The following is an 18068-nucleotide window of genomic DNA, read 5'->3' on the forward strand; positions in this document are numbered from 1 at the left end:
GGGACTCAAGGCGTGGAAATCAAGAACCTGTAGCGGACGGCGGTCGCTCCGGCGCCCGACGTCGGGATGTGTCAGCGCGAGCGGCTCGTCAGCGGGCGAGTTGATCGACGACTGGTCGGCGAGAGTGGCTCAGCGCGACGGTCGTTCTATAGATCAAGCTCAAGTTCATTACAGCCCCCGTTCATTGCTCCTCAGCGATGCGACAGTAAAGATCAGCTACACGCCCTGTAAAGAGACGTCACAACTGGTTAGCGCAAACCGCCCACATGCTCCCGAGGTCGTCACCGCCGTCACCGTCCGCCACTGGCGTCTCGCATGTACGGCCGGCAGCCTTACCACATCGATCCGGTGATCGTGGCTCCGTCCACAACCGTCAGCTTGTCCACAGGGCAGCCGCATCCGTCCCGCCGCCCCGGGCCGCCCCGGCGCATCCTGGCCGGCATGACGAACCGGAACCGAGCCGTCGGCGCGTACGGCGAGCGGTGCGCGCTGCGGCACCTGATCGAGACGGGCCTGCGCCCGGTCGCCCGCAACTGGCGCTGCCCCGAGGGCGAGATCGACATCATCGCCTGGGAGGGCCCGGTCCTGGCCATCTGCGAGGTCAAGACCCGCCGCACCGAGCAGTTCGGCTCCCCCGCCGAGGCCGTCGTCCCGGCCAAGGCCCGCCGGCTGCGCGGCCTGGCCGCCCGGTGGCTCGCCGAGACCGGCACCACCGCCGACGAGGTCCGCTTCGACGTGCTGTCCGTCCGGCTCCCGCTCACCGGCCCCGCCCGGGTCGAGCACCTGCGCGGCGCGTTCTGACATGGGGTACGCGAAAGTGCTGAGCGTGGGCCTGGCCGGAGTCGCCGGGCACCTCGTCGAGGTCGAGGCCGACCTCGCCCCCGGCCTGCCCGCCGTGATCATCTCCGGTCTGCCCGACACCGCGCTGCACGAGGCGCGCGACCGGGTCCGTGCCGCGATCGTCAACTCCGGCCAGAAGTGGCCGAACCGGCGGATCACCCTCAACCTGCTGCCCGCCACCCTGCCCAAGTACGGCTCGGCGTTCGACCTGGCCATCGCGGTCGCCGTGCTCGCCGGCTCGGGTGAGCTGCCGCCCGTCGCCCTGGACGCCACTGTCGTGCTCGGCGAACTCGGCCTCGACGGCGCGGTGCGCCCGGTACGCGGCACGCTGCCCATGGTCGCCGCCGCAGCCCGCGCCGGGCACACCCGGGTCGTCGTACCCGCCGGCAACGCCGCCGAGGCGGCGGTCATCCCCGGCGTACGGGTGCACGCCGTCGACACGCTGCACCGGCTCGTCGCACACGTCCGCACCGGCGCGCCACTGCTCGCCCCGCCCGCTCCGGCCCCGGCCGGGACCCCACCCGGACCGGATCTCGCCGACGTGGCCGGCCAGCCGCTCGGGCGGCGCGCGCTGGAGATCGCCGCCGCCGGCGGTCACCACCTCGCGCTGCTCGGCCCGCCCGGCGCCGGGAAGACCATGCTCGCCGAGCGGCTGCCTTCGGTGCTGCCCGAGCTGGACGACGAGGCCGCCCTGGAGGTGACCGCGCTGCACTCGATCGCCGGCCTGCTGCCGCCCGGCGGCGGGCTGCTGCGCCGTCCCCCGTTCCAGGCGCCGCACCACACCGCCACGGTGCCCGCCCTCGTCGGTGGCGGCTCCGGGCTGGCCCGTCCCGGCGCGGTGTCGCTGGCCCACCGCGGGGTGCTGTTCCTCGACGAGGCGCCCGAGTTCGGCAAGGGCGCGCTGGAGGCGTTGCGGCAGCCGCTGGAGAGCGGCCGGGTACGTGTGGCGCGCACGCGCGGCGCGACCGAGTACCCGGCCCGCACGCAACTGGTGCTGGCCGCCAACCCCTGCCCGTGCGCGAAGCCGTCCGGCGACGTCGACTGCGAGTGCACACCGCTGGCCCGGCGGCGCTACCTGGGCCGGTTGTCGGGGCCGCTGCTCGACCGGGTGGACGTGCAGGTCCGGCTGCAGGCGGTACGCGCGGCGGAACTGTTGCGTACCGATGCCGCGCACGAGTCCTCGGCCACCGTCGCCGCCCGGGTCGCCGCCGCACGACGAGCCGCCGCCGACCGCTGGGCGGCCACCGGGCACCGGGTCAACGCCGACGTCCCCGGCCCGTACCTGCGCCGCCCGCCGTGGCACCTGCCGGCCCGGGTCACCGCGGACCTGCGGCACCGGCTCGACACCGGTTCGCTGTCCGCGCGCGGCTACGACCGCGTACTGCGGCTCGCCTGGACCATCGCGGACCTGGACGGGCGGGACCGCCCCGGCCACGACGACGTCGCGGAGGCCATCCAACTGCGGACGGGAGAGGCCGCGTGAGCACCGAAGAAACCAAGCTGGCGCGGGTCGCGCTCACCTGGCTCGCCGAGCCCGGCACCCGATCCGTGTACGCCCTGGTGCAGCGGATCGGCCCGGTCGCCGCGCTGGACCTGCTGCTGTCCGGTGGCGCGCCGGAGCGGACCCTGCGCTCGGCCGTGGCGGCGCGGGCCGCTGCCGGTGACGCCCGGGCGGTCGCGGCCGAGGCGCTGGCCCGTGGCGAGCGGCTGGGCGCCCGGCTGGTCACCCCGGACGACGACGAGTGGCCGGCCCAGGTCCGTGACCTGCGGCGGCTGGCGCTGCCCGGCGCCACCCGCCGGGTCGATGTGGAGACCGACCCGCCGCTCTGCTTCTGGGTACGCGGGGCGTGGCCGCTCGGCGAGACGCTGGCGCACTCGGTGGCGGTGGTCGGCGCCCGGGCGGCCACCCCCTACGGCTCACACATCGCCACCGAGCTGGGCTACGGCCTGGCCGACCGGGAGTGGACTGTGGTGTCGGGCGGGGCGTTCGGCATCGACTCCGCCGCCCATCGCGGCGCGTTGACAGCGGGCGGGCGCACCGTCGCCGTGCTGGCGTGCGGGGTGGACCGCCCGTACCCGATGGGCAACGCCGCGTTGTTCGACCGGATCGCCGAGACCGGCCTGCTGGTGAGCGAGTGGATGCCGGGCGCGGAGCCGCTGCGGCCCCGGTTCCTCATCCGCAACCGGGTGATAGCGGCGGCGACACGCGGCACGGTGCTGGTGGAGGCGGCGGCGCGCAGCGGCGCCACCCAGACGCTCAACCGGGCGCTCGGCCTCCGCCGCCACGCGATGGTGGTTCCCGGGCCGGTCACCTCCGCGATGTCGGTCGGCGGGCACGAGGTGCTGCGCGAGCGGCCGGACGCCCGGCTGGTCACCGGCCTCGCGCACGTGCTGGAGGAGGTGGGACGGATCGGCTACGACCTGGCCCCGCCGGCCCGAGCGCCCGAGCGCCCACGGGACCGGCTCGACGAGGAGGCCACCCAGGTGCTGGAGGCGTTGCCCCGTCGCCGGGCGCTCGACCTGGAGAGCGTCGCCGCCCGGGCCGGCGTGGACCTGCGTACCGCGATGCGCAAGCTGTCCCTGCTGGAGGAACTGACGATGGTGGTTCGTCGCGACGGCGGCTACGCGCTCGCCCCGCCAGCGGCCGGCCCGACGTGACAGGCGGCGCGTACCCCCTCGCAACCGCCCGGCGACGGGGCCGTGGGACCGGCCCCGGTCTTCTAGGATCACCATTTCGCGCGCGGCGGAAGCCGTTGCGGGAACGATCGCGCCCCGGCCGGACGCCGGGCGCCGTCACGGGGAGAAGGATGACTGGGGCAGCGAACCGTCGCACATGTCCACAATGGTCGGAGTCCGGCGCCGAGGTGCGGCTCGCCGGGCCGGCGTCGGCCATCCCGCCGACGCGCGGAGGCGGCCGATGAGCACGCAGGAAACCTCGCGCCGCAACCCGGCGGCCGGCCCACCCGGGTCGGGGCGTCGTGCGTTCGGCGGCATGCTGGTCGTGGTCAGCCTCTTCGTGGTGTTCTTCGCGATCCTGTCCCACCGCGACATCGGCGACTACGACCCGAACGGCCCGACGATGTGCGGCGAGGATGTGATGACGCCCCGGGACCGGTGCATGTTCGGCGCGGGCGACGGCTCCTACGAGGCGCAGAAGGCCGAGGCGGAGAAGCAGCACGACATCGACCTGATGATCCGGGACATCGGCTTCGTCGCCGGTCCGGCGCTGTTCGTGGCCGGAGTCCTGCTGATCGTGTGGGGCACGCGCCGGATCCGGGCCACGCGGCAGCCGGCCGAAGCCTGAGCCGGCACGGCACGGCGACGGGACGCGCGATCGTCAGTCGCCCTCGAACCGGATCTCGGTGTCTCGGCGCTCCGCGCAGCGGCGGGCCAGCCGGGCCAGCCGGCGGATGTGGTCGGCCTCCGCCGGCGCCCCGGCCACCTCGGCCAGGCACCGCAGGTCGGCGAGCAGCTGCGACATCCGATCGGTGTCGACTGTCAGCTCGCCGAGCGGATCGACGCGATCCAGCAGCGGCGTCCGGCCGCCGCCGCGGACCCGCGCCAGCAGACCGAGCAGCACGTCCTGCGGATCCGCGACGACCTCGATCGAGACGTACGCGGGCCGGCGACGACTGCTGCCCGCCGATATCTGTCGGTAGAGGACCGCGTCCACTCCCACTGTCGGCCCCTTTTCGTACCGGGCGTCACCGTCGCGGGACGCGGCTGTCCGATCGCGGCCGGATCGGCCACCCGTGGGGCGCCGGCTCAGCCACGCTGCCGTCCGGTTGCCGCCCTGTGCCTGGCCGCAGCATGAGTTTCCTCTGTCCAGGCCCGGTTTAGCCACCCTGCTCGGCGCGGCGCGATCGTCATACCGGAGGCACGGGCGCGGCGGCGAAGGGCACACCGCAGGCGCCACGGTCCGGCGCGGTGAAGGCGGTGCGGCGGCTCAGCGCGCGGCGGCGCTCCGGCCGTACGCTGGACCGGTGATCGCTGTCCGCCTCCGTTACGACCGCGTGCGCCAGATCGGGGCGCCGCGGTGAGCAAGCGGCAGCGCGGCACCCGGGACGCGCACGAGGAGCTGCCCGCGTCGATGCGCGAAGCGGTGGACGACTTCGCCGACCACCTGTCGCGGGTGCGCAACCGGTCCGTCCACACCGTCCGCGCGTACGTCACGGATCTCGTGTCGCTGCTCGACCACGCGGTCCGGATGGGCTGCGCCGAGCTGCCGGAGCTGGACCTCGCCGTGCTGCGCAGCTGGCTGGCGAAACAGCGGACCATGGGCGCGGCCCGGACGACGATGGCCCGCCGCGCCGCCGCGGCCCGGACGTTCAGCGCCTGGGCGCACCGCACCGGCCTGCTCGCCGACGACATCGCCGCGCCGCTGGCGAGCCCTCGGGCCCGGCGCGAACTGCCCACCGTGCTGCGGGCCGACCAGGCCGCCGCCCTGATGGAGGCCGCCCGGCCCGCCGACGCCCCGCAACCCGAGGGAGCACCGGGCGCGGACACGCCCGAGGCCGTGCTGCTGCGTGACCGGCTGCTGCTCGAACTGCTCTACGGCACCGGGGTACGGATCAGCGAGGCGTGCGGCCTGGACGTGACCGACGTCGACCAGGGCCGCCGGGTGGTGCGCGTACTCGGCAAGGGCGGCCGGGAGCGGTCGGTGCCCTACGGGGTGCCGGCGCAGCGGGCGCTCGATGCGTGGCTGAGCGTCGGGCGGCCGGCTCTGGCGACGCCCGGCTCGGGCCGGGCGCTGCTGCTCGGGGCGCGGGGCGGGCGGCTCAACCCGACCACCGCGCGGCGGATCGTGGCCGACTGGACCGAGGCCGCCGGGGTGCCCCGGGTGACGCCGCACGGGCTGCGTCACTCGGCCGCCACCCACCTGCTCGAAGGCGGCGCGGACCTGCGGGCGGTGCAGGAGCTGCTCGGGCACTCGTCGCTGGCGAGCACGCAGATCTACACGCACGTGTCGGTCGAGCGGCTACGTGCGGCGTACCGGCAGGCGCACCCCCGCGCCTGACCGGCGGAATCCCGCCGGGTGATGATCCATCTCGGGCTAGGATCGATGGATGACGGTGCCGCAGCCGCCCGAGCCGATTCCCGGTGCTCGGCTGCTCTTCTCCCTCGATCCCTCCGTCAGCCACCTCAACCACGGCTCGTTCGGCGCCGTGCCGATCGCCGTGCAGCGCGCCCAGCAGCGCCTGCGCGACGAGATGGAGGCCAACCCGCTGCGGTTCTTCACCCAGGGCCTGGTCGACCGGATCGCCCACGCCCGCCGACACCTGGCCGCGTTCCTCGGCGCGGACCCGGACGGCACCGCGCTGGTCGGCAACGTCACCGCCGGCGCGGCGGTCGTGTTGCAGTCGCTGGCGCTGCGCCCCGGCGACGAGATCCTGACCACCGACCACGGGTACGGGGCAGTGGCCCTCTCGATCGGGCGGGAGTGCGCCCGCACCGGGGCGGTGTCCCGCACCCTGCCGGTGCCGTTGACCGCCACCGACGAGGAGGTGGTCGAGATCGTCCGCGCCGGGTTGCGCCCCGGGCGTACCCGGCTGCTCATCGTCGACCAGCTGACCTCGCCGACCGCCCGGCTGTTTCCGGCCGCCGCGCTCGTCGCGGTGGCCCGGGAGCAGGGCGTGCCGGTGCTGGTGGACGCCGCGCACGCGCCGGGCATGCTGCCGGCCACCGTCGCGTCGATCGGCGCCGACTTCTGGGTGGGCAACCTGCACAAGTGGGCGTACGCGCCGCGCGGCACCGCCGCGCTCGTGGTGGCGCCGTCGTGGCGGGAGAAGATCCAGCCGCTCGTCGTCTCGTGGGAGCAGGACAGCGGCTTCCCGACCCGGGTGGAATGGCAGGCGACGCTCGACTACACCGGCTGGCTGGCCGCCCCGGTGGGCCTGTTCACACTGCGCAGCCTCGGCGTCGACCGGGTACGGGCGCACAACGCGGCGCTGGCCGCGTACGGGCAACGGGTCGTCGGGGACGCGCTGGGTGTGGCGCCCGAGCGGCTGCCGGAGCCCGGCGGACCGGCGGTCGCCATGCGTCTGGTGCCGCTGCCGCCGGGCGTCGCGACGACACTTGACGCGGCCCGGGAGCTGCGGGCCCGGATCGCCGACCGGCTCTCCGCCGAGGTGTCGGTGGCCGGCTGGAACGGGCGCGGCTACCTACGGCTGTGCGGCCAGGTCTACAACACCCCCGACGAGTACGACCGGCTGGCCGTCCGGCTGCCCACGCTGCTCGCCCAGCGCTGAGCGGCGCATCCGGCCGAAGCCGGCGGCGGCGCCACGACTCAGGGGACCGGCGTCGGCTCCCGGGTCGAGCGGCAGCAGCCGGACCCGGCCGAGCCCGAGCAGCGCCAGCGGATCCAGGTACTCGGCGCCGCGTCGCAGCCCCCAGTGCAGGCAGGCCGCCTCGGCGCAGCCGGGATGCCCGGCGAGCAGGTCACCGATCGGGGTGCCGGCGTCGACCCGGGTGCCGGCGGTGACCCGGGACCGGACCGGCTCGTAGGTGGTGCGCAGCCCGTCGTGGTGGCCGACGGTGAGGACCGGCCGGCCGGCGACCGAGCCGGCGAACAGGACGGTCCCGGCGCCAACCGAGCGGACCTGCGCGCCGGGCGCGTCTGCCAGGTCCACGCCCCGGTGCCCGGACATCCACGGCTGCGGCGGCGGGTCGAACCCACGTGCCACGCGGGGTGGACCGGGCAGCGGCCACCGGAACCGTCCGGCGATCGCCGGCCCGCCGGGCGCGCCCCGGTATCCCGTCGTGACGTCCGGCCCGTCAAGGACCGCCGCCGAGCCGCCCGCCGCCACCGGCCTGTCAAGGCTCGCCGCGGGGACGCCCGGCAACCAGAAGGCGAGCACGAGCACAAGCAGCAGGCCCCTGCCGGCCCGACCGATGGGGATACGCACACCGCGTACCCTGACCTGTCCCGTGCTCCCCCGCGCGCACCGCGCGGTCGCCCTGTGGACGGCGCCCCCACTGTGGACGAGCGCCGAAATCGGGGCGGATCTGCTACGGCCGGGACGCCTATGCTGGCCGGGTGACGAAGGACTGGTACGCCTGGCACCGCGACTACGACCAGCCCGAGTCCGCACTGGCCCGGCGGCTCGCCGAGGTGCGGCGGCGTGTCGCCGACGCCCTCGACGCCGCGCCGCCCGGTCCGCTGCGCGCGCTGAGTCTCTGCGCCGGTCAGGGCCGTGACCTGATCCCGGCGCTGGCCGCTCACCCCCGGGGCGCCGACGTGACCGCCCGCCTGGTCGAGCTGGACCCGCGCAACGCCGATCTGGCCCGCCGCGCCGCCGCCGACGCGGGGCTCACCGGCGTGCAGGTGGTGACCGGGGACGCCGCGCTGACCGACGGCTACGCCGATCTGGCCCCGGCCGATCTGGTGCTGGTCTGCGGCATCTTCGGCAACATCACCGACGACGACATCCGGGCGACGGTGCGGCACTGCGCCTCGCTCTGCGCCACCGGCGGCATGGTGCTGTGGACGCGGCACCGGCGCGAGCCGGATCTGGTGCCGGTGATCTGCGAGTGGTTCGCCGAGGAGGGCTTCGAGCCGGTCGCGGTGGGCAGCCCGGCCGACGGTGTGGGTGTCGGCGCGCACCGCTTCACCGGCACCCCGCGCCCGCTGGTGCCGGGTGCACGGATGTTCACGTTCGTGGGCTACGACGTGCTGGAGCGGACGGAGCAGGCATGACCACAGTGGACGACGCGAGCCGGCCTGCCCGGGTCGCCGGACCGGACGAGGCGATCAGCGCCGAGGAGCTCCAGCTCGCCGCGCGCAACCACGGCATCCCGTTGGAGGCGCTGCGCTACGACGTGACCCCGGCGGGCCTGCACTACCTGCTCATCCACTACGACATCCCGGACGTCGACCCGGCCGCGTACGCGCTGCGCGTGTCCGGCGCGGTGCAGCGTCCACTGCGGCTGGACCTGGCGGCGCTGCGCGACCGGCCCCGGGTGACCCACCGGGTCACGCTGGAGTGCGCGGGCAACGGCCGGGCGCTGCTGCGGCCCCGCCCGGTGAGCCAGCCCTGGCTGGTGGAGGCGGTGGGCAACGCCGAGTGGACCGGTACCCCGCTGGCGCCGCTGCTGCGCGAGGCCGGGCTGTCCGGCGACGCGGTGGACGTGGTGTTCACCGGGGCGGACCACGGGATCGAGCGCGGCGTCGAGCAGGACTACCAGCGGGCGCTGCCGGTGGCCGACGCGCTGCGCGAGGAGGTGCTGCTGGCGTACGAGATGAACGGCGCTCCCCTGCTGCCGCAGCACGGCGCGCCGCTGCGGCTGATCGTGCCCGGCTGGTACGGCATGGCGCACGTGAAGTGGCTGCGCGACATCACGGTGACGACCGAGCCGTTCGACGGCTACCAGAACGCGGTGGCCTACCGGTTGCGGCGCGACGCCGACGACCCGGGCGTGCCGGTGACCCGGATCGAACCGCGTGCCCTGGTGCGCCCGCCCGGGTTCCCGGACTTCATGTCCCGGACCCGGGTGGTGCGGCCGGGGCCGTGCACGGTGGACGGCCGGGCCTGGTCCGGGCACGCGCCGGTGACGTCGGTCGAGGTGACGATGGACGGTGGCGGCACGTGGACGCCGGCGGTCCTGGACGAGCCGGCCGGCGGCGAGTGGGCGTGGCGTCGATGGTCGGTGAGCTGGACGGCGACCCCGGGGCGGTACGTGCTGGGCGCCCGGGCGACCGACGCCTCGGGGCGTACCCAGCCGGTCGAGCAGCCGTGGAACCGGGGCGGGTTCGCGAACAACCTGGTGCAGCGGGTCGAAGTGGTCGTGCCGGAGCGGTGATCCGGGCGGCGGGCCGCCCGGGGATCAGCTCCCGAATCCGGAATCTGCGGGAAGCGAGATGTCGGGCTTTTCGAGCTCTTCCACATTGACGTCCTTGAACGTCATTACTCGGACGTTCTTGACGAAACGGGCAGGCCGGTACATGTCCCACACCCAGGCGTCGTGCATCTCGACCTCGAAGTAGACCTCACCGTCCGAGTTGCGGACGTGCAGGTCGACCTGGTTCGCCAGATAGAAACGGCGCTCGGTCTCCACCACGTAGGAGAACTGGCGGACAATGTCGCGGTACTCCCGGTAGAGCTGCAGCTCCATCTCGGTCTCGTACTTCTCGAGATCTTCCGCGCTCATCGCACTCCGCCTTCCATGACCACATCTTCCCCCACCGACGCCGGAGGTCGCGGCTGCTCGCCCAACGCCACGCCGACGGTACCCCCTGGCGCGCCGGAGCGCCCCATCGGCTCGTCCGGGCGCCCGGCGAACGCGCCGGCCCCGAGTCCCGGCAGCCCGGCCACGGGCTCGGGCGACACCACGTCGGCGCCCGCCGGGCGGCGGGCGCGGGGAGGCCGGCCGTCCCGTCCGGAGACGGCGGCCACGTTCACGTACGAGAAGCGGTGCTCCCGGCAGGGCCCGAGCGCGCGCAGCGCGGCGCTGTGCTCGGCGGTGATGTAGCCCTTGTGTTCGGCGAAGCCGTAGCCGGGGAACCGCCCGTCCAGTTCCACCATGATCCGGTCCCGGGTGACCTTGGCGAGCACACTGGCCGCCGCCACGCAGGCGGCCACCCGATCGCCCTTCCAGACCGCCAGCCCCGGCACGTCGAGCCCGTCGACGCCGAAGCCGTCGGTCAGCACGTACTCCGGGCGGGTGGTCAGCGAGGCGAGCGCCCGGCGCATCGCGGCGAGGTTGCACACGTGCAACCCGCGGGCGTCCACCTCCTCGGCCGGGATGACCACCACGGCGTACGCCAGGGCCCGCGCCACCACCTCGTCGTGGACGCGCTCCCGGGCGGCCGGGGTGAGCAGCTTGGAGTCGGCCAGCTCGTCGATCTCGCCCCGGCGCCCCTCGGGCAGGATCGCGGCGGCGGCGACCAGCGGCCCGGCGCAGGCGCCCCGGCCCGCCTCGTCGGCGCCCGCGACGTAGCGGAAGCCCCGCCGTTGCAGGGCCCGCTCCAGCGCGTAGAGGCCGCCGTCGCGGCGCACCACCGTGCGCGGCGGGGTCAGCATGCGCCGCCTCCCACCAGCACGGCGCCGAGCCGGCCCGGCAGGTCCGGCGGGTAGTAGCGCTCGGCGGTGGCGGCCAGGTCGGTCACCGTCCACCAGCGGTGCCCGTGCACGCTCGCGCGCTCGACGTCGTTGAATCCGGTGGTGTCGACCTCCCAGCCCGCCACCCGGACCAGGTAGAACTGCTGCTCCTGGCGGTACCAGACGCCGTCGAACGGGAACTCGACGGTCTCCGACCAGACCGGCGCGCCCAGCTCGGCCGGGGCCAGCCGCAGGCCGGTCTCCTCGGCCAGCTCACGGGCCGCACCGTCGGCCGGGGCCTCCCCCGGGTCCAGCCCGCCGCCGGGGGTGAACCAGTAGCGGTGACCCGGCCGGGCCGGATCACTGCCCTCGAAGAGCAGCACCCGGTCGGACGCGTCGACCAGCAGCACCCGGGCCGCGCGACGAGGGGTGTAGACGGTCACCGCACCAGCCTGCCAGACGGCTGCGACGAACGACCACGCCCTCCCGCCGGCGGCCGGGGGTGGGCGTGGGGGCGCGCGGAAGCCGTCGGGTCAGGGATTGGGGATCCCTTCGAACTGCTTCGGCACGCTGAGCCAGGTGGCGCGGCTGACCGGCCAGAAGATGGTGAAAGCCCGCCCGACGACCTCGCCCTCCGGGATGGTGGCGACGGTGATGTCCTCGCCGGACTGCTGCCAGTGCTCCAGCGAGTCGCCGGAGGCCTCCCGGTGGTCACCCATGACCCACAGCCGGCCCTTCGGCACGGTGATGTCGAAGTCCTGGTCGGCGGGCTTGTTGCCGGGGAAGATGAACGGCTCGTCGACCGGCTTGCCGTTGATGACCAGCCGGTCCTGCCCGCCCGTACGGTCGCAGCAGACCACGTGATCGCCGCCGACGCCGATCACCCGCTTGATGAAGTCCTCACCGTCGGGGTTGCCGCTCCACTCGGTGGGCGCCTTGAAGACGATCACCTCGCCCCGGTGCGGCGAGCGGAAGTCGTAGACCAGCTTGTTGACCAGCACCCGATCGTCGATCTTGAGGGTGTTCTCCATGGACGGCGACGGGATGAAGAAGGTCTGCAGCACGAAGGCGCGAACCAGCACTGCGACCAGGATCGCCACACCCAGGAGGATGGGCAGCTCCTTCCAGAAGGAGTTGCGCGGCTTCTCGGTCTGCTCGTCGATCACGGGAGGAGCCTACGTCCCCGGGTGCGGCGCAGTCGCCCCGAACCCGCGAGAACCGTGAGCGTCGCCACGACCGGCACGATCAGGACGACTCCGCCCACCGGGTCGGGATCCACCGGGACCGGGCCGGAGGCGGCCGCGGCGTCCGCGCGCGGCACGTCCGCGAACGTCTCCGGTACGGGCAGGGTGGTCCACCGCTGCGACGGCCAGACGATCATGAAGGCGCGACCGATCACGTTCTCGATCGGCACCGGCCCCTGACATCGGGCGTCCTGCGAGACCAGCCGGTGGTCACCCATCACGAAGATCTGCCCCGGCGGCACCACCACCTCGGTGAACTGCCGGGACCGGCATTCCTTCGGATTGGGCGGAAGCTCGAGCGGGGAGTCCTCGGAGACGTACGCCTGCTCGTCCAGCGGCACCCCGTTGACCACCACGCGGCCGTCGTCGCAGCACCAGATCTTGTCGCCCGGCACGCCGATGACCCGCTTGATGAAGTCCTTCTCGCCGGGGCGGCTGACGCCCACCAGGTCACCGAGCGTGCGGCTCACCTGGCCGGCGAAGTTGGTGGGCGGCGCGGGCGCCTCCTGGGCGACCCAGCGGTCGGTGCCGCGGAACACCACCACCTCGCCGCGGACGGGGTCGCGGACGTCGTAGACGACCTTGTTGACGAGCACCCGGTCGCCGACGAGCAGCGTGTTCTCCATCGACCCGGAGGGGATGAAGAACGCCTGGAGCAGGAACGTGCGGATCAGCACCGCCAGGCAGAACGCCACGATGAGCAGCAGCGGAAGCTCCTGCCAGAGCGGCATCTGGCGACGCCCGCGCCGGGCCCGCCGGCGCCAGGGATCGACGGCGCCGTCCTCGTCAACCATCTGCACCATGCCACTCTCCGGTCCGCGGAAACGACACTACCGCCCGGGAGTCTCCTTCGAGACCCCACGGGCGGTAGTGGACCGTTTCGCACCGTCCGGCTGCGCCCGTACCGACCAGGGTAATGCGGTCTGGTCGATACGACATCCGCGCAGGCCGGGCGGCGTGGCGAACGCGAATCAGTTCGCCGGCTGCTTCTCCCGCAGCTCCTTGATCTTGGCCTTCTTGCCCCGCAGCTCGCGCAGGTAGTAGAGCTTGGCGCGACGCACGTCACCGCGGGTCACGACCTCGATCCGGTCGATGCCCGGGCCGTTGAGCGGGTAGGTCCGCTCCACGCCGACACCGAAGCTGACCTTGCGGACCGAGAAGGTCTCACGCAGGCCGTCACCCTGGCGGCGGATGACGACGCCCTGGAAGATCTGGACCCGGGAGCGGTTGCCCTCGACGACCCGCGCGTGCACCTTGACGGTGTCACCGGCACGGAAGTCGGGCAGGTCGGTACGCTTCGACTGGGCGTCAAGGGCGTCCAGGATGTTCATCGCTGCGTCCTCGTGAGGCTCACGGCGCATCGTCAGTCGATGCGCGGATGGGTGATTCTGACCCCCGGGTGGTGACCGGCGAGACCGGCCCCGGTCGAGGGTCCTCGCAGCCGCCCACGGCGTGGACGGATGCGGCAACCCCTCTACTTTGCCACATGCCCCGGTGGCGGGGAAAATCCGCCCCGGTCCAGCGTCGCCCGGTCCCGCTTGTCGAGCGTCTCCGGGGCCAGCGCGCCGATCATGTCGGGGCGGCGCCCGGCCGTGCGCAGCAGCGCCTCGTCCCGTCGCCAGCGGGCGATCCGGCCGTGGTCGCCGGAGCGCAGCACCTCCGGCACGTCCAGCCCGCGCCAGGTCGCCGGCTTCGTGTAGAGCGGGGCCTCCAGCAGCCCGTGCGCGTGTGACTCCTCGTCCAGCGAGCCGGCGTTGCCCAGCACCCCAGGCAGCAGCCGGGTGACCGCCTCCAGGATCACCAGCACTGCCACCTCGCCGCCGAAGAGCACGTAGTCACCCAGGGAGACCTCGGTCACCGGCATCCGGGTCGCCGCGTGGTCCAGCACCCGCTGGTCGATGCCCTCGTACCGGCCGCAGGCGAACAGCAGGTGCGACTCGGCGGCCAGCTCGTGCGCCAGGGCCTGGGTGAACGGGACGCCGGCCGGGGACGGCACGATCAGCCGGGGCAGCGTGTGCCCGTCCGGGCTCAGCTCGCCCGGGGCCAGCGCGTCCAGCGCCTCGCCCCACGGCTCAGGCCGCATGACCATGCCGGGACCGCCGCCGTAGGGCGTGTCGTCGACGGTGCGGTGCACGTCGTGGGTCCAGGTCCGCAGATCGTGTACGGCCAGCCGCAGCGTGCCGTTCGCGCGGGCCTTGCCGATCAGCGACAGGTCCAGCGGGGCGAAGTACTCAGGGAAGATCGACACGATGTCGACGCGCATGCGGTGGCTCCAGCCGGAGGTCGAGAGCTAGAGATCGAGCAGGCCGTCGGGCAGGTCGACGACGACGCGACCGCCGGCCAGATCCACCTCGGGCACTATCGCCTTGACGAACGGGACCAGCGCGGTACGCCCCTCGGGCCGCCGCAGCACCAGCATGTCGGACGCGGGCGCGTGGTCGATGCGGGCCACCTCGCCCACGTGCTCGCCGTCGCGGGTGACCACGGCGAGCCCGACCAGCTGGTGGTCGTGGAACTCCTCCGGGTCCTCCGGCGGGGCGACGTCGGCGCTGTCCACGCCGAGCAGTGTGTTGCGCAGCGCCTCGGCGACGTTGCGCTCCAGCACGCCCTCGAACGCGACGAGCAGCCGCCCCTGGTGCCAGCGGGCCGACTCGACGGTGAGCGTCGGCGGCACCCGCCAGGCGCCGGGCTCCGACGGGGTGACCCCCGGCTCGGTGGTCAACACCGAACCGGGGGCGAACCGTGCTTCGGGCTCGTCGGTACGCACCTCCACGGTGACCTCACCGCGGATGCCGTGCGGCTTACCGATCCGGCCGACGACGAGAAGCATCAGTACGAGTCGACGATGTCGACGCGTACCCCACGCCCGCCGATGGACCCGATCACCTGGCGCAGCGCCTTGGCGGTCCGGCCGGACCGCCCGATCACCGTGCCGAGGTCCTCGGGGTGCACGCGGACTTCGAGGCGCTTGCCCCGACGGGAGTCGACCATCCGCACCCGGACGTCGTCCGGGTGGTCGACGATGCCCTTGACCAGGTGCTCCAGAGCGGGACGCAGCGGCATGTCAGGCCTGCTCGCCGGACTCGGCACCGGTCTGCTCCTCGGCCTTGGCCTCGGCCTTCGGCTCCTCCGCCTTGGCGGCGGCCTTCTTGGCCGGCTTGGCCGGGGTGTCCGCCACGCCGGCGGCGGCCTTCGCCTCGGCCTCGTACGCCGCCTTGCGGTCGGCCCGCTCGGGGGCGACCTTCAGCGGCGGCGGGGCCGGCAGGCCCTTGAACTTCTGCCAGTCGCCGGTCAGCTCCAGCAGGCGCTGCACGGCCTCGCTCGGCTGGGCGCCGACCGAGAGCCAGTACTGGACCCGCTCCGACTTGACCTCGATCACCGAAGGGTCTTCCTTCGGCTGGTACACACCGACGAACTCGATCGCGCGACCGTCACGCTTGGTACGCGAGTCGGCGATGACGATGCGGTACTGCGGGTTGCGGATCTTGCCCATCCGCAGGAGCCGGATCTTTACGGCCACAGTTGTTTCGCTCCTGTTGCGATCTCACCGGCCCGTACGGGCGGTGTGGCGGGTGAGCGCCGACCGGCACAGTGGGGTTTGGGCCGGAGACTGCTCGGTGAACTGGCGACGCGCCCGGGTTAGAGGGCGCCGGACGCGCGCCGGATACCAGCGAACCATTCTGCCAGATCCGCCCCGGAACTCTCACACCGGACCCGGACACCACGCCCGCGGCGGGCCGGGCCGTGACGGACGACACCCGCTCAGCGCACCGGCGGGCGGTCCCACCCCGGCGGAAGTTCGTCCGGTACATCCCATTCCGCGGGCGGGGTGAAGTCGCACCAGGTGCCGTCGAACGGGAACGCGCCCGCCTCGGCGATCCGGATCACCCGCTCACCCTCGGCGCGTACCGCCTTCTCGTCTGTCACCCAGTAGTGCTCCGGGAACGCCAGCCGCTCGGCGAACTCGTCCTCGTCCTTCCACTCCCAGCTCAGGTCCGGGTACACCACCACGTCGAGGTCCTGGTCGACCATGTCGACACCGGCCACCGCGCCGTCGTCCCAGCGGACGCCGGGCTCCTCCAGGTTGACGTACCAGTTCTGGAAGCGCCCGGCGGCGTCGCGGAACCACCAGACCGAGTGGGCCGCGCCCGTGGGCAGGAACTTCAGCACCGGCGGACCGTTCCACCGGCCCTGCGCGAGCCGGTAGGACGACGTCACCCACTCGGCGAACGGCACGGCCCGCATGCCCAGGCCGGCGGCGTTCACCTCGTGCGCGACGGGCGCCGTCCGCGCCACCCAGAGCAGCAGGCCGCGCTCGTCGTCGGAGACCACGCGGGCCGACCGGACCCACCCGATCCGGCCATGCCGCACGTTCCGGTGCATGATCAGCCGCCCCGGCTCGAACCGCACGCTCACCCCCGCCGTCGTGTTAACAAGGGCCCCCGCCTATGCAGAATGCGTTAAGAAGGGGCCCTTCCTTACACCCTCAGTAGGCGCGGGCGAGGATCGCCACCAGGTCGGGCTCGTCCTCCGAGTCCGGCACCGAGCCGTCGGCGCGCACCAGGCAGCGAACCGTCACGCCCTGACCGTTCGCCTCGGCCTCGCCCTCGACGCCGACCGCCGACCACGGCACCCGCGCCCAGCCGGTGGCGGACGCCTCGATCGCCTCGGCCAGCGTCGACACCTCGACGGTGCGGGACCGGCGGAACTCCAGCGCCTGGTCGTGCAGCGCCCGCTGGTCGGCCTCCAGCGCGGCGAGGACCGCGCCGACCACGTCGGCCACCGGGGTCGGGGCCTTCGAACCGTCCGTACGCCGGACCACCACCGCGTTGCCGGCGGCCAGGTCACGCGGGCCGACCTCGACGCGTACCGGGTAGCCGCGCAGCTCGGCGTCGACGGCCCGGCGGCCGAACGCGGTGTCGGTCCGGTCGTCCAGCGCCACCCGCACCCCGGCGTCGCGCAGCGCGTCGCGCAGCTTGGCCGCCGCCTCGCTCACGCCGTCGCCGTCCTTGACGATCATCACGTACGCCTGGACCGGCGCCAGCTTCGGCGGCACCCGTAGCCCGTTGTCGTCGCCGTGGCACATGATCAGGCCGCCGAGCATCCGGGTGGACGTGCCCCAGGAGGTGGTCCACGCGTGCTCCCGGCCACCCTCGGCCGAGGAGTAGCTGATGTCGAACGCCTTGGCGAAGTTCTGGCCCAGCTCGTGGCTGGTGCCCAGCTGCAGCGCCTTGCCGTCGCCCATCATGCCCTCGCACGTGTACGTGGCGGTGGCGCCGGCGAAGCGCTCCCGGGCGGTCTTCAGGCCGACCACGACCGGGATGCCGAGCACGTTGACCATCAGGTCCTCGTACGCCTCGTGCAGGATCCGCCGCGCGTAGGCGCGGGCGTCCTCACGGGTCGCGTGCGCGGTGTGCCCCTCCTGCCAGAGGAACTCGCTGGTACGGAGGAAGATCCGCGGGCGCAGCTCCCACCGGACCACGTTCGCCCACTGGTTGAGCAGCAGCGGCAGGTCGCGGTACGAGTCGATCCACTTGGCCATGAACTCGCCGATGACCGTCTCGCTGGTGGGGCGCACCACCACCGGCTCGGCGAGCTGCTTGCCGCCGCCGTGCGTGACCACCGCCAGCTCCGGCGAGAAGCCCTCGACGTGCTCGGCCTCGCGCTTGAGGTAGCTCTCCGGGATGAACAGCGGGAAGTATGCATTCTCCGCGCCGGCCGCCTTGATCCGGGCGTCCATCTCGGCCTGCATCCGCTCCCAGATGGCGTAGCCGGCCGGTCGGATCACCATGGTCCCCCGGACCGGGCCGTTGTCGGCCAGCTTCGCCTTGGCGATCAGGTCCTGGTACCAGCGGGGAAAGTCCTCCGCACGGGGAGTGAGCACGCGTGCCATGACCGCACATCCTATGCGCCGTGCGGGGCGGGGGTTCGCCGGGGAGCCGGGCCG

The 18068-nt window shown here is 73.7% G+C and carries 22 protein-coding genes; 8 read left to right on the forward strand and 14 right to left on the reverse strand.

The annotated features are described in order from the left end of the window. Window positions 1-441: 441 nt before the first annotated feature. The 4 genes from O7542_RS18940 to O7542_RS18955 all read left to right on the forward strand — a co-directional run bounded on the left by O7542_RS18940 (window position 442) and on the right by O7542_RS18955 (window position 4144). Window positions 442-801, forward strand: coding sequence for a YraN family protein (locus O7542_RS18940; protein ID WP_064447257.1), 360 nt, complete (start codon window positions 442-444; stop codon window positions 799-801). Window position 802: 1 nt separating this feature from the next. Beyond that, on the forward strand, window positions 803-2323 hold the full coding sequence (locus tag O7542_RS18945; RefSeq protein WP_166455530.1) for a YifB family Mg chelatase-like AAA ATPase: 1521 nt from the start codon (window positions 803-805) through the stop codon (window positions 2321-2323). Beyond that, entirely contained in the window at window positions 2320-3498 is a 1179-nt protein-coding gene (locus O7542_RS18950; RefSeq protein ID WP_104113927.1) for a DNA-processing protein DprA, read from the forward strand. Before O7542_RS18945 ends, O7542_RS18950 begins: the two co-directional genes overlap by 4 nt. 259 nt (window positions 3499-3757) lie before the next feature. Then, window positions 3758-4144: a hypothetical protein gene (locus O7542_RS18955; RefSeq protein WP_064447049.1), complete on the forward strand. Its 387-nt coding sequence runs from the start codon at window positions 3758-3760 to the stop codon at window positions 4142-4144. A gap of 33 nt (window positions 4145-4177) precedes the next feature. On the opposite strand, the gene O7542_RS18960 is transcribed toward O7542_RS18955, so the two are convergent. Next, entirely contained in the window at window positions 4178-4519 is a 342-nt protein-coding gene (locus tag O7542_RS18960) for a hypothetical protein (protein ID WP_043325899.1), read from the reverse strand. 411 nt (window positions 4520-4930) lie between these two features. On the opposite strand from O7542_RS18960, the gene O7542_RS18965 reads away from it, so the two are divergent. Both O7542_RS18965 and O7542_RS18970 read left to right on the forward strand, forming a co-directional pair. After that, complete coding sequence (locus O7542_RS18965; RefSeq protein WP_187692525.1) at window positions 4931-5857, forward strand: tyrosine recombinase XerC; 927 nt, start codon at window positions 4931-4933, stop codon at window positions 5855-5857. A 49-nt stretch (window positions 5858-5906) separates the two neighbouring features. Continuing rightward, a complete protein-coding gene (locus tag O7542_RS18970; protein WP_166455532.1) occupies window positions 5907-7088 on the forward strand; it encodes an aminotransferase class V-fold PLP-dependent enzyme in 1182 nt (393 codons plus the stop codon). Here the strand turns inward: O7542_RS18970 and O7542_RS18975 are convergent. Continuing rightward, on the reverse strand, window positions 7002-7745 hold the full coding sequence (locus O7542_RS18975) for a M23 family metallopeptidase (RefSeq protein ID WP_280841727.1): 744 nt from the start codon (window positions 7743-7745) through the stop codon (window positions 7002-7004). The two genes, O7542_RS18970 and O7542_RS18975, sit on opposite strands and share 87 nt — an antisense overlap. 131 nt (window positions 7746-7876) lie before the next feature. Here O7542_RS18975 and O7542_RS18980 point away from each other — a divergent pair, with 131 nt between their 5' ends. Both O7542_RS18980 and O7542_RS18985 read left to right on the forward strand, forming a co-directional pair. After that, on the forward strand, window positions 7877-8536 hold the full coding sequence (locus O7542_RS18980) for a methyltransferase domain-containing protein (RefSeq protein ID WP_209960366.1): 660 nt from the start codon (window positions 7877-7879) through the stop codon (window positions 8534-8536). Beyond that, on the forward strand, window positions 8533-9639 hold the full coding sequence (locus tag O7542_RS18985; RefSeq protein WP_113971814.1) for a sulfite oxidase: 1107 nt from the start codon (window positions 8533-8535) through the stop codon (window positions 9637-9639). Before O7542_RS18980 ends, O7542_RS18985 begins: the two co-directional genes overlap by 4 nt. Before the next feature lie 24 nt (window positions 9640-9663). Here the strand turns inward: O7542_RS18985 and O7542_RS18990 are convergent, their stop codons facing one another. The 12 genes from O7542_RS18990 to proS form a co-directional block, all read right to left on the reverse strand. Then, complete coding sequence (locus O7542_RS18990) at window positions 9664-9987, reverse strand: DUF2469 domain-containing protein (protein WP_011905215.1); 324 nt, start codon at window positions 9985-9987, stop codon at window positions 9664-9666. Continuing rightward, window positions 9984-10859, reverse strand: coding sequence for a ribonuclease HII (locus tag O7542_RS18995; protein WP_064447045.1), 876 nt, complete (start codon window positions 10857-10859; stop codon window positions 9984-9986). The genes O7542_RS18990 and O7542_RS18995 overlap by 4 nt, the downstream gene beginning before the upstream one ends. After that, complete coding sequence (locus O7542_RS19000) at window positions 10853-11320, reverse strand: NUDIX hydrolase (protein WP_043325908.1); 468 nt, start codon at window positions 11318-11320, stop codon at window positions 10853-10855. Before O7542_RS19000 ends, O7542_RS18995 begins: the two co-directional genes overlap by 7 nt. 90 nt (window positions 11321-11410) lie before the next feature. Further along, entirely contained in the window at window positions 11411-12043 is a 633-nt protein-coding gene (lepB, locus tag O7542_RS19005; RefSeq protein WP_043325910.1) for a signal peptidase I, read from the reverse strand. Beyond that, on the reverse strand, window positions 12040-12924 hold the full coding sequence (lepB, locus tag O7542_RS19010) for a signal peptidase I (RefSeq protein WP_043325911.1): 885 nt from the start codon (window positions 12922-12924) through the stop codon (window positions 12040-12042). The genes lepB (O7542_RS19005) and lepB (O7542_RS19010) overlap by 4 nt, the downstream gene beginning before the upstream one ends. Window positions 12925-13092: 168 nt before the next feature. Continuing rightward, entirely contained in the window at window positions 13093-13452 is a 360-nt protein-coding gene (rplS, locus tag O7542_RS19015) for a 50S ribosomal protein L19 (RefSeq protein WP_013284591.1), read from the reverse strand. 143 nt (window positions 13453-13595) lie between these two features. Further along, window positions 13596-14384 carry a tRNA (guanosine(37)-N1)-methyltransferase TrmD gene (trmD, locus tag O7542_RS19020; RefSeq protein WP_043325913.1) on the reverse strand — a complete coding sequence of 263 codons (789 nt, stop codon included), beginning with the start codon at window positions 14382-14384 and terminating at the stop codon, window positions 13596-13598. 27 nt (window positions 14385-14411) lie between these two features. Continuing rightward, a complete protein-coding gene (rimM, locus tag O7542_RS19025) occupies window positions 14412-14951 on the reverse strand; it encodes a ribosome maturation factor RimM (protein WP_043325915.1) in 540 nt (179 codons plus the stop codon). Continuing rightward, the gene (locus tag O7542_RS19030; RefSeq protein WP_026268109.1) at window positions 14951-15211 is read right to left on the reverse strand and encodes an RNA-binding protein; all 261 of its coding nucleotides are present in this window, start codon (window positions 15209-15211) and stop codon (window positions 14951-14953) included. The genes rimM and O7542_RS19030 overlap by 1 nt, the downstream gene beginning before the upstream one ends. Next, on the reverse strand, window positions 15186-15641 hold the full coding sequence (rpsP, locus tag O7542_RS19035; protein WP_013284587.1) for a 30S ribosomal protein S16: 456 nt from the start codon (window positions 15639-15641) through the stop codon (window positions 15186-15188). Before rpsP ends, O7542_RS19030 begins: the two co-directional genes overlap by 26 nt. A gap of 242 nt (window positions 15642-15883) precedes the next feature. Next, a complete protein-coding gene (locus O7542_RS19040; protein WP_043330560.1) occupies window positions 15884-16531 on the reverse strand; it encodes a DUF402 domain-containing protein in 648 nt (215 codons plus the stop codon). Between the two features lie 76 nt (window positions 16532-16607). Beyond that, window positions 16608-18014 (reverse strand): proline--tRNA ligase, encoded by a 1407-nt coding sequence (proS, locus tag O7542_RS19045; protein WP_043325917.1) that lies wholly within the window; start codon window positions 18012-18014, stop codon window positions 16608-16610. Between the last annotated feature and the right edge of the window lie 54 nt (window positions 18015-18068).

The organism is Micromonospora sp. WMMC264 (assembly GCF_027497275.1).
Classification (GTDB): Bacteria; Actinomycetota; Actinomycetes; order Mycobacteriales; family Micromonosporaceae; genus Micromonospora; species Micromonospora chalcea.

Excerpts from the sequence above, each read along its gene's own strand:
- O7542_RS18940 (WP_064447257.1), top strand. The coding sequence starts at position 442 with ATGACGAACCGGAACCGAGCCGTCGGCGCGTACGGCGAGCGGTGCGCG.
- O7542_RS18945 (WP_166455530.1), top strand. The coding sequence starts at position 803 with ATGGGGTACGCGAAAGTGCTGAGCGTGGGCCTGGCCGGAGTCGCCGGG.
- O7542_RS18955 (WP_064447049.1), top strand. The coding sequence starts at position 3,758 with ATGAGCACGCAGGAAACCTCGCGCCGCAACCCGGCGGCCGGCCCACCC.
- O7542_RS18965 (WP_187692525.1), top strand. The coding sequence starts at position 4,931 with ATGCGCGAAGCGGTGGACGACTTCGCCGACCACCTGTCGCGGGTGCGC.
- O7542_RS18970 (WP_166455532.1), top strand. The coding sequence starts at position 5,907 with ATGACGGTGCCGCAGCCGCCCGAGCCGATTCCCGGTGCTCGGCTGCTC.
- O7542_RS18985 (WP_113971814.1), top strand. The coding sequence starts at position 8,533 with ATGACCACAGTGGACGACGCGAGCCGGCCTGCCCGGGTCGCCGGACCG.
- O7542_RS18990 (WP_011905215.1), bottom strand. The coding sequence starts at position 9,987 with ATGAGCGCGGAAGATCTCGAGAAGTACGAGACCGAGATGGAGCTGCAG.
- O7542_RS18995 (WP_064447045.1), bottom strand. The coding sequence starts at position 10,859 with ATGCTGACCCCGCCGCGCACGGTGGTGCGCCGCGACGGCGGCCTCTAC.
- lepB (WP_043325911.1), bottom strand. The coding sequence starts at position 12,924 with ATGGTGCAGATGGTTGACGAGGACGGCGCCGTCGATCCCTGGCGCCGG.
- rplS (WP_013284591.1), bottom strand. The coding sequence starts at position 13,452 with ATGAACATCCTGGACGCCCTTGACGCCCAGTCGAAGCGTACCGACCTG.
- trmD (WP_043325913.1), bottom strand. The coding sequence starts at position 14,384 with ATGCGCGTCGACATCGTGTCGATCTTCCCTGAGTACTTCGCCCCGCTG.
- rimM (WP_043325915.1), bottom strand. The coding sequence starts at position 14,951 with ATGCTTCTCGTCGTCGGCCGGATCGGTAAGCCGCACGGCATCCGCGGT.
- proS (WP_043325917.1), bottom strand. The coding sequence starts at position 18,014 with ATGGCACGCGTGCTCACTCCCCGTGCGGAGGACTTTCCCCGCTGGTAC.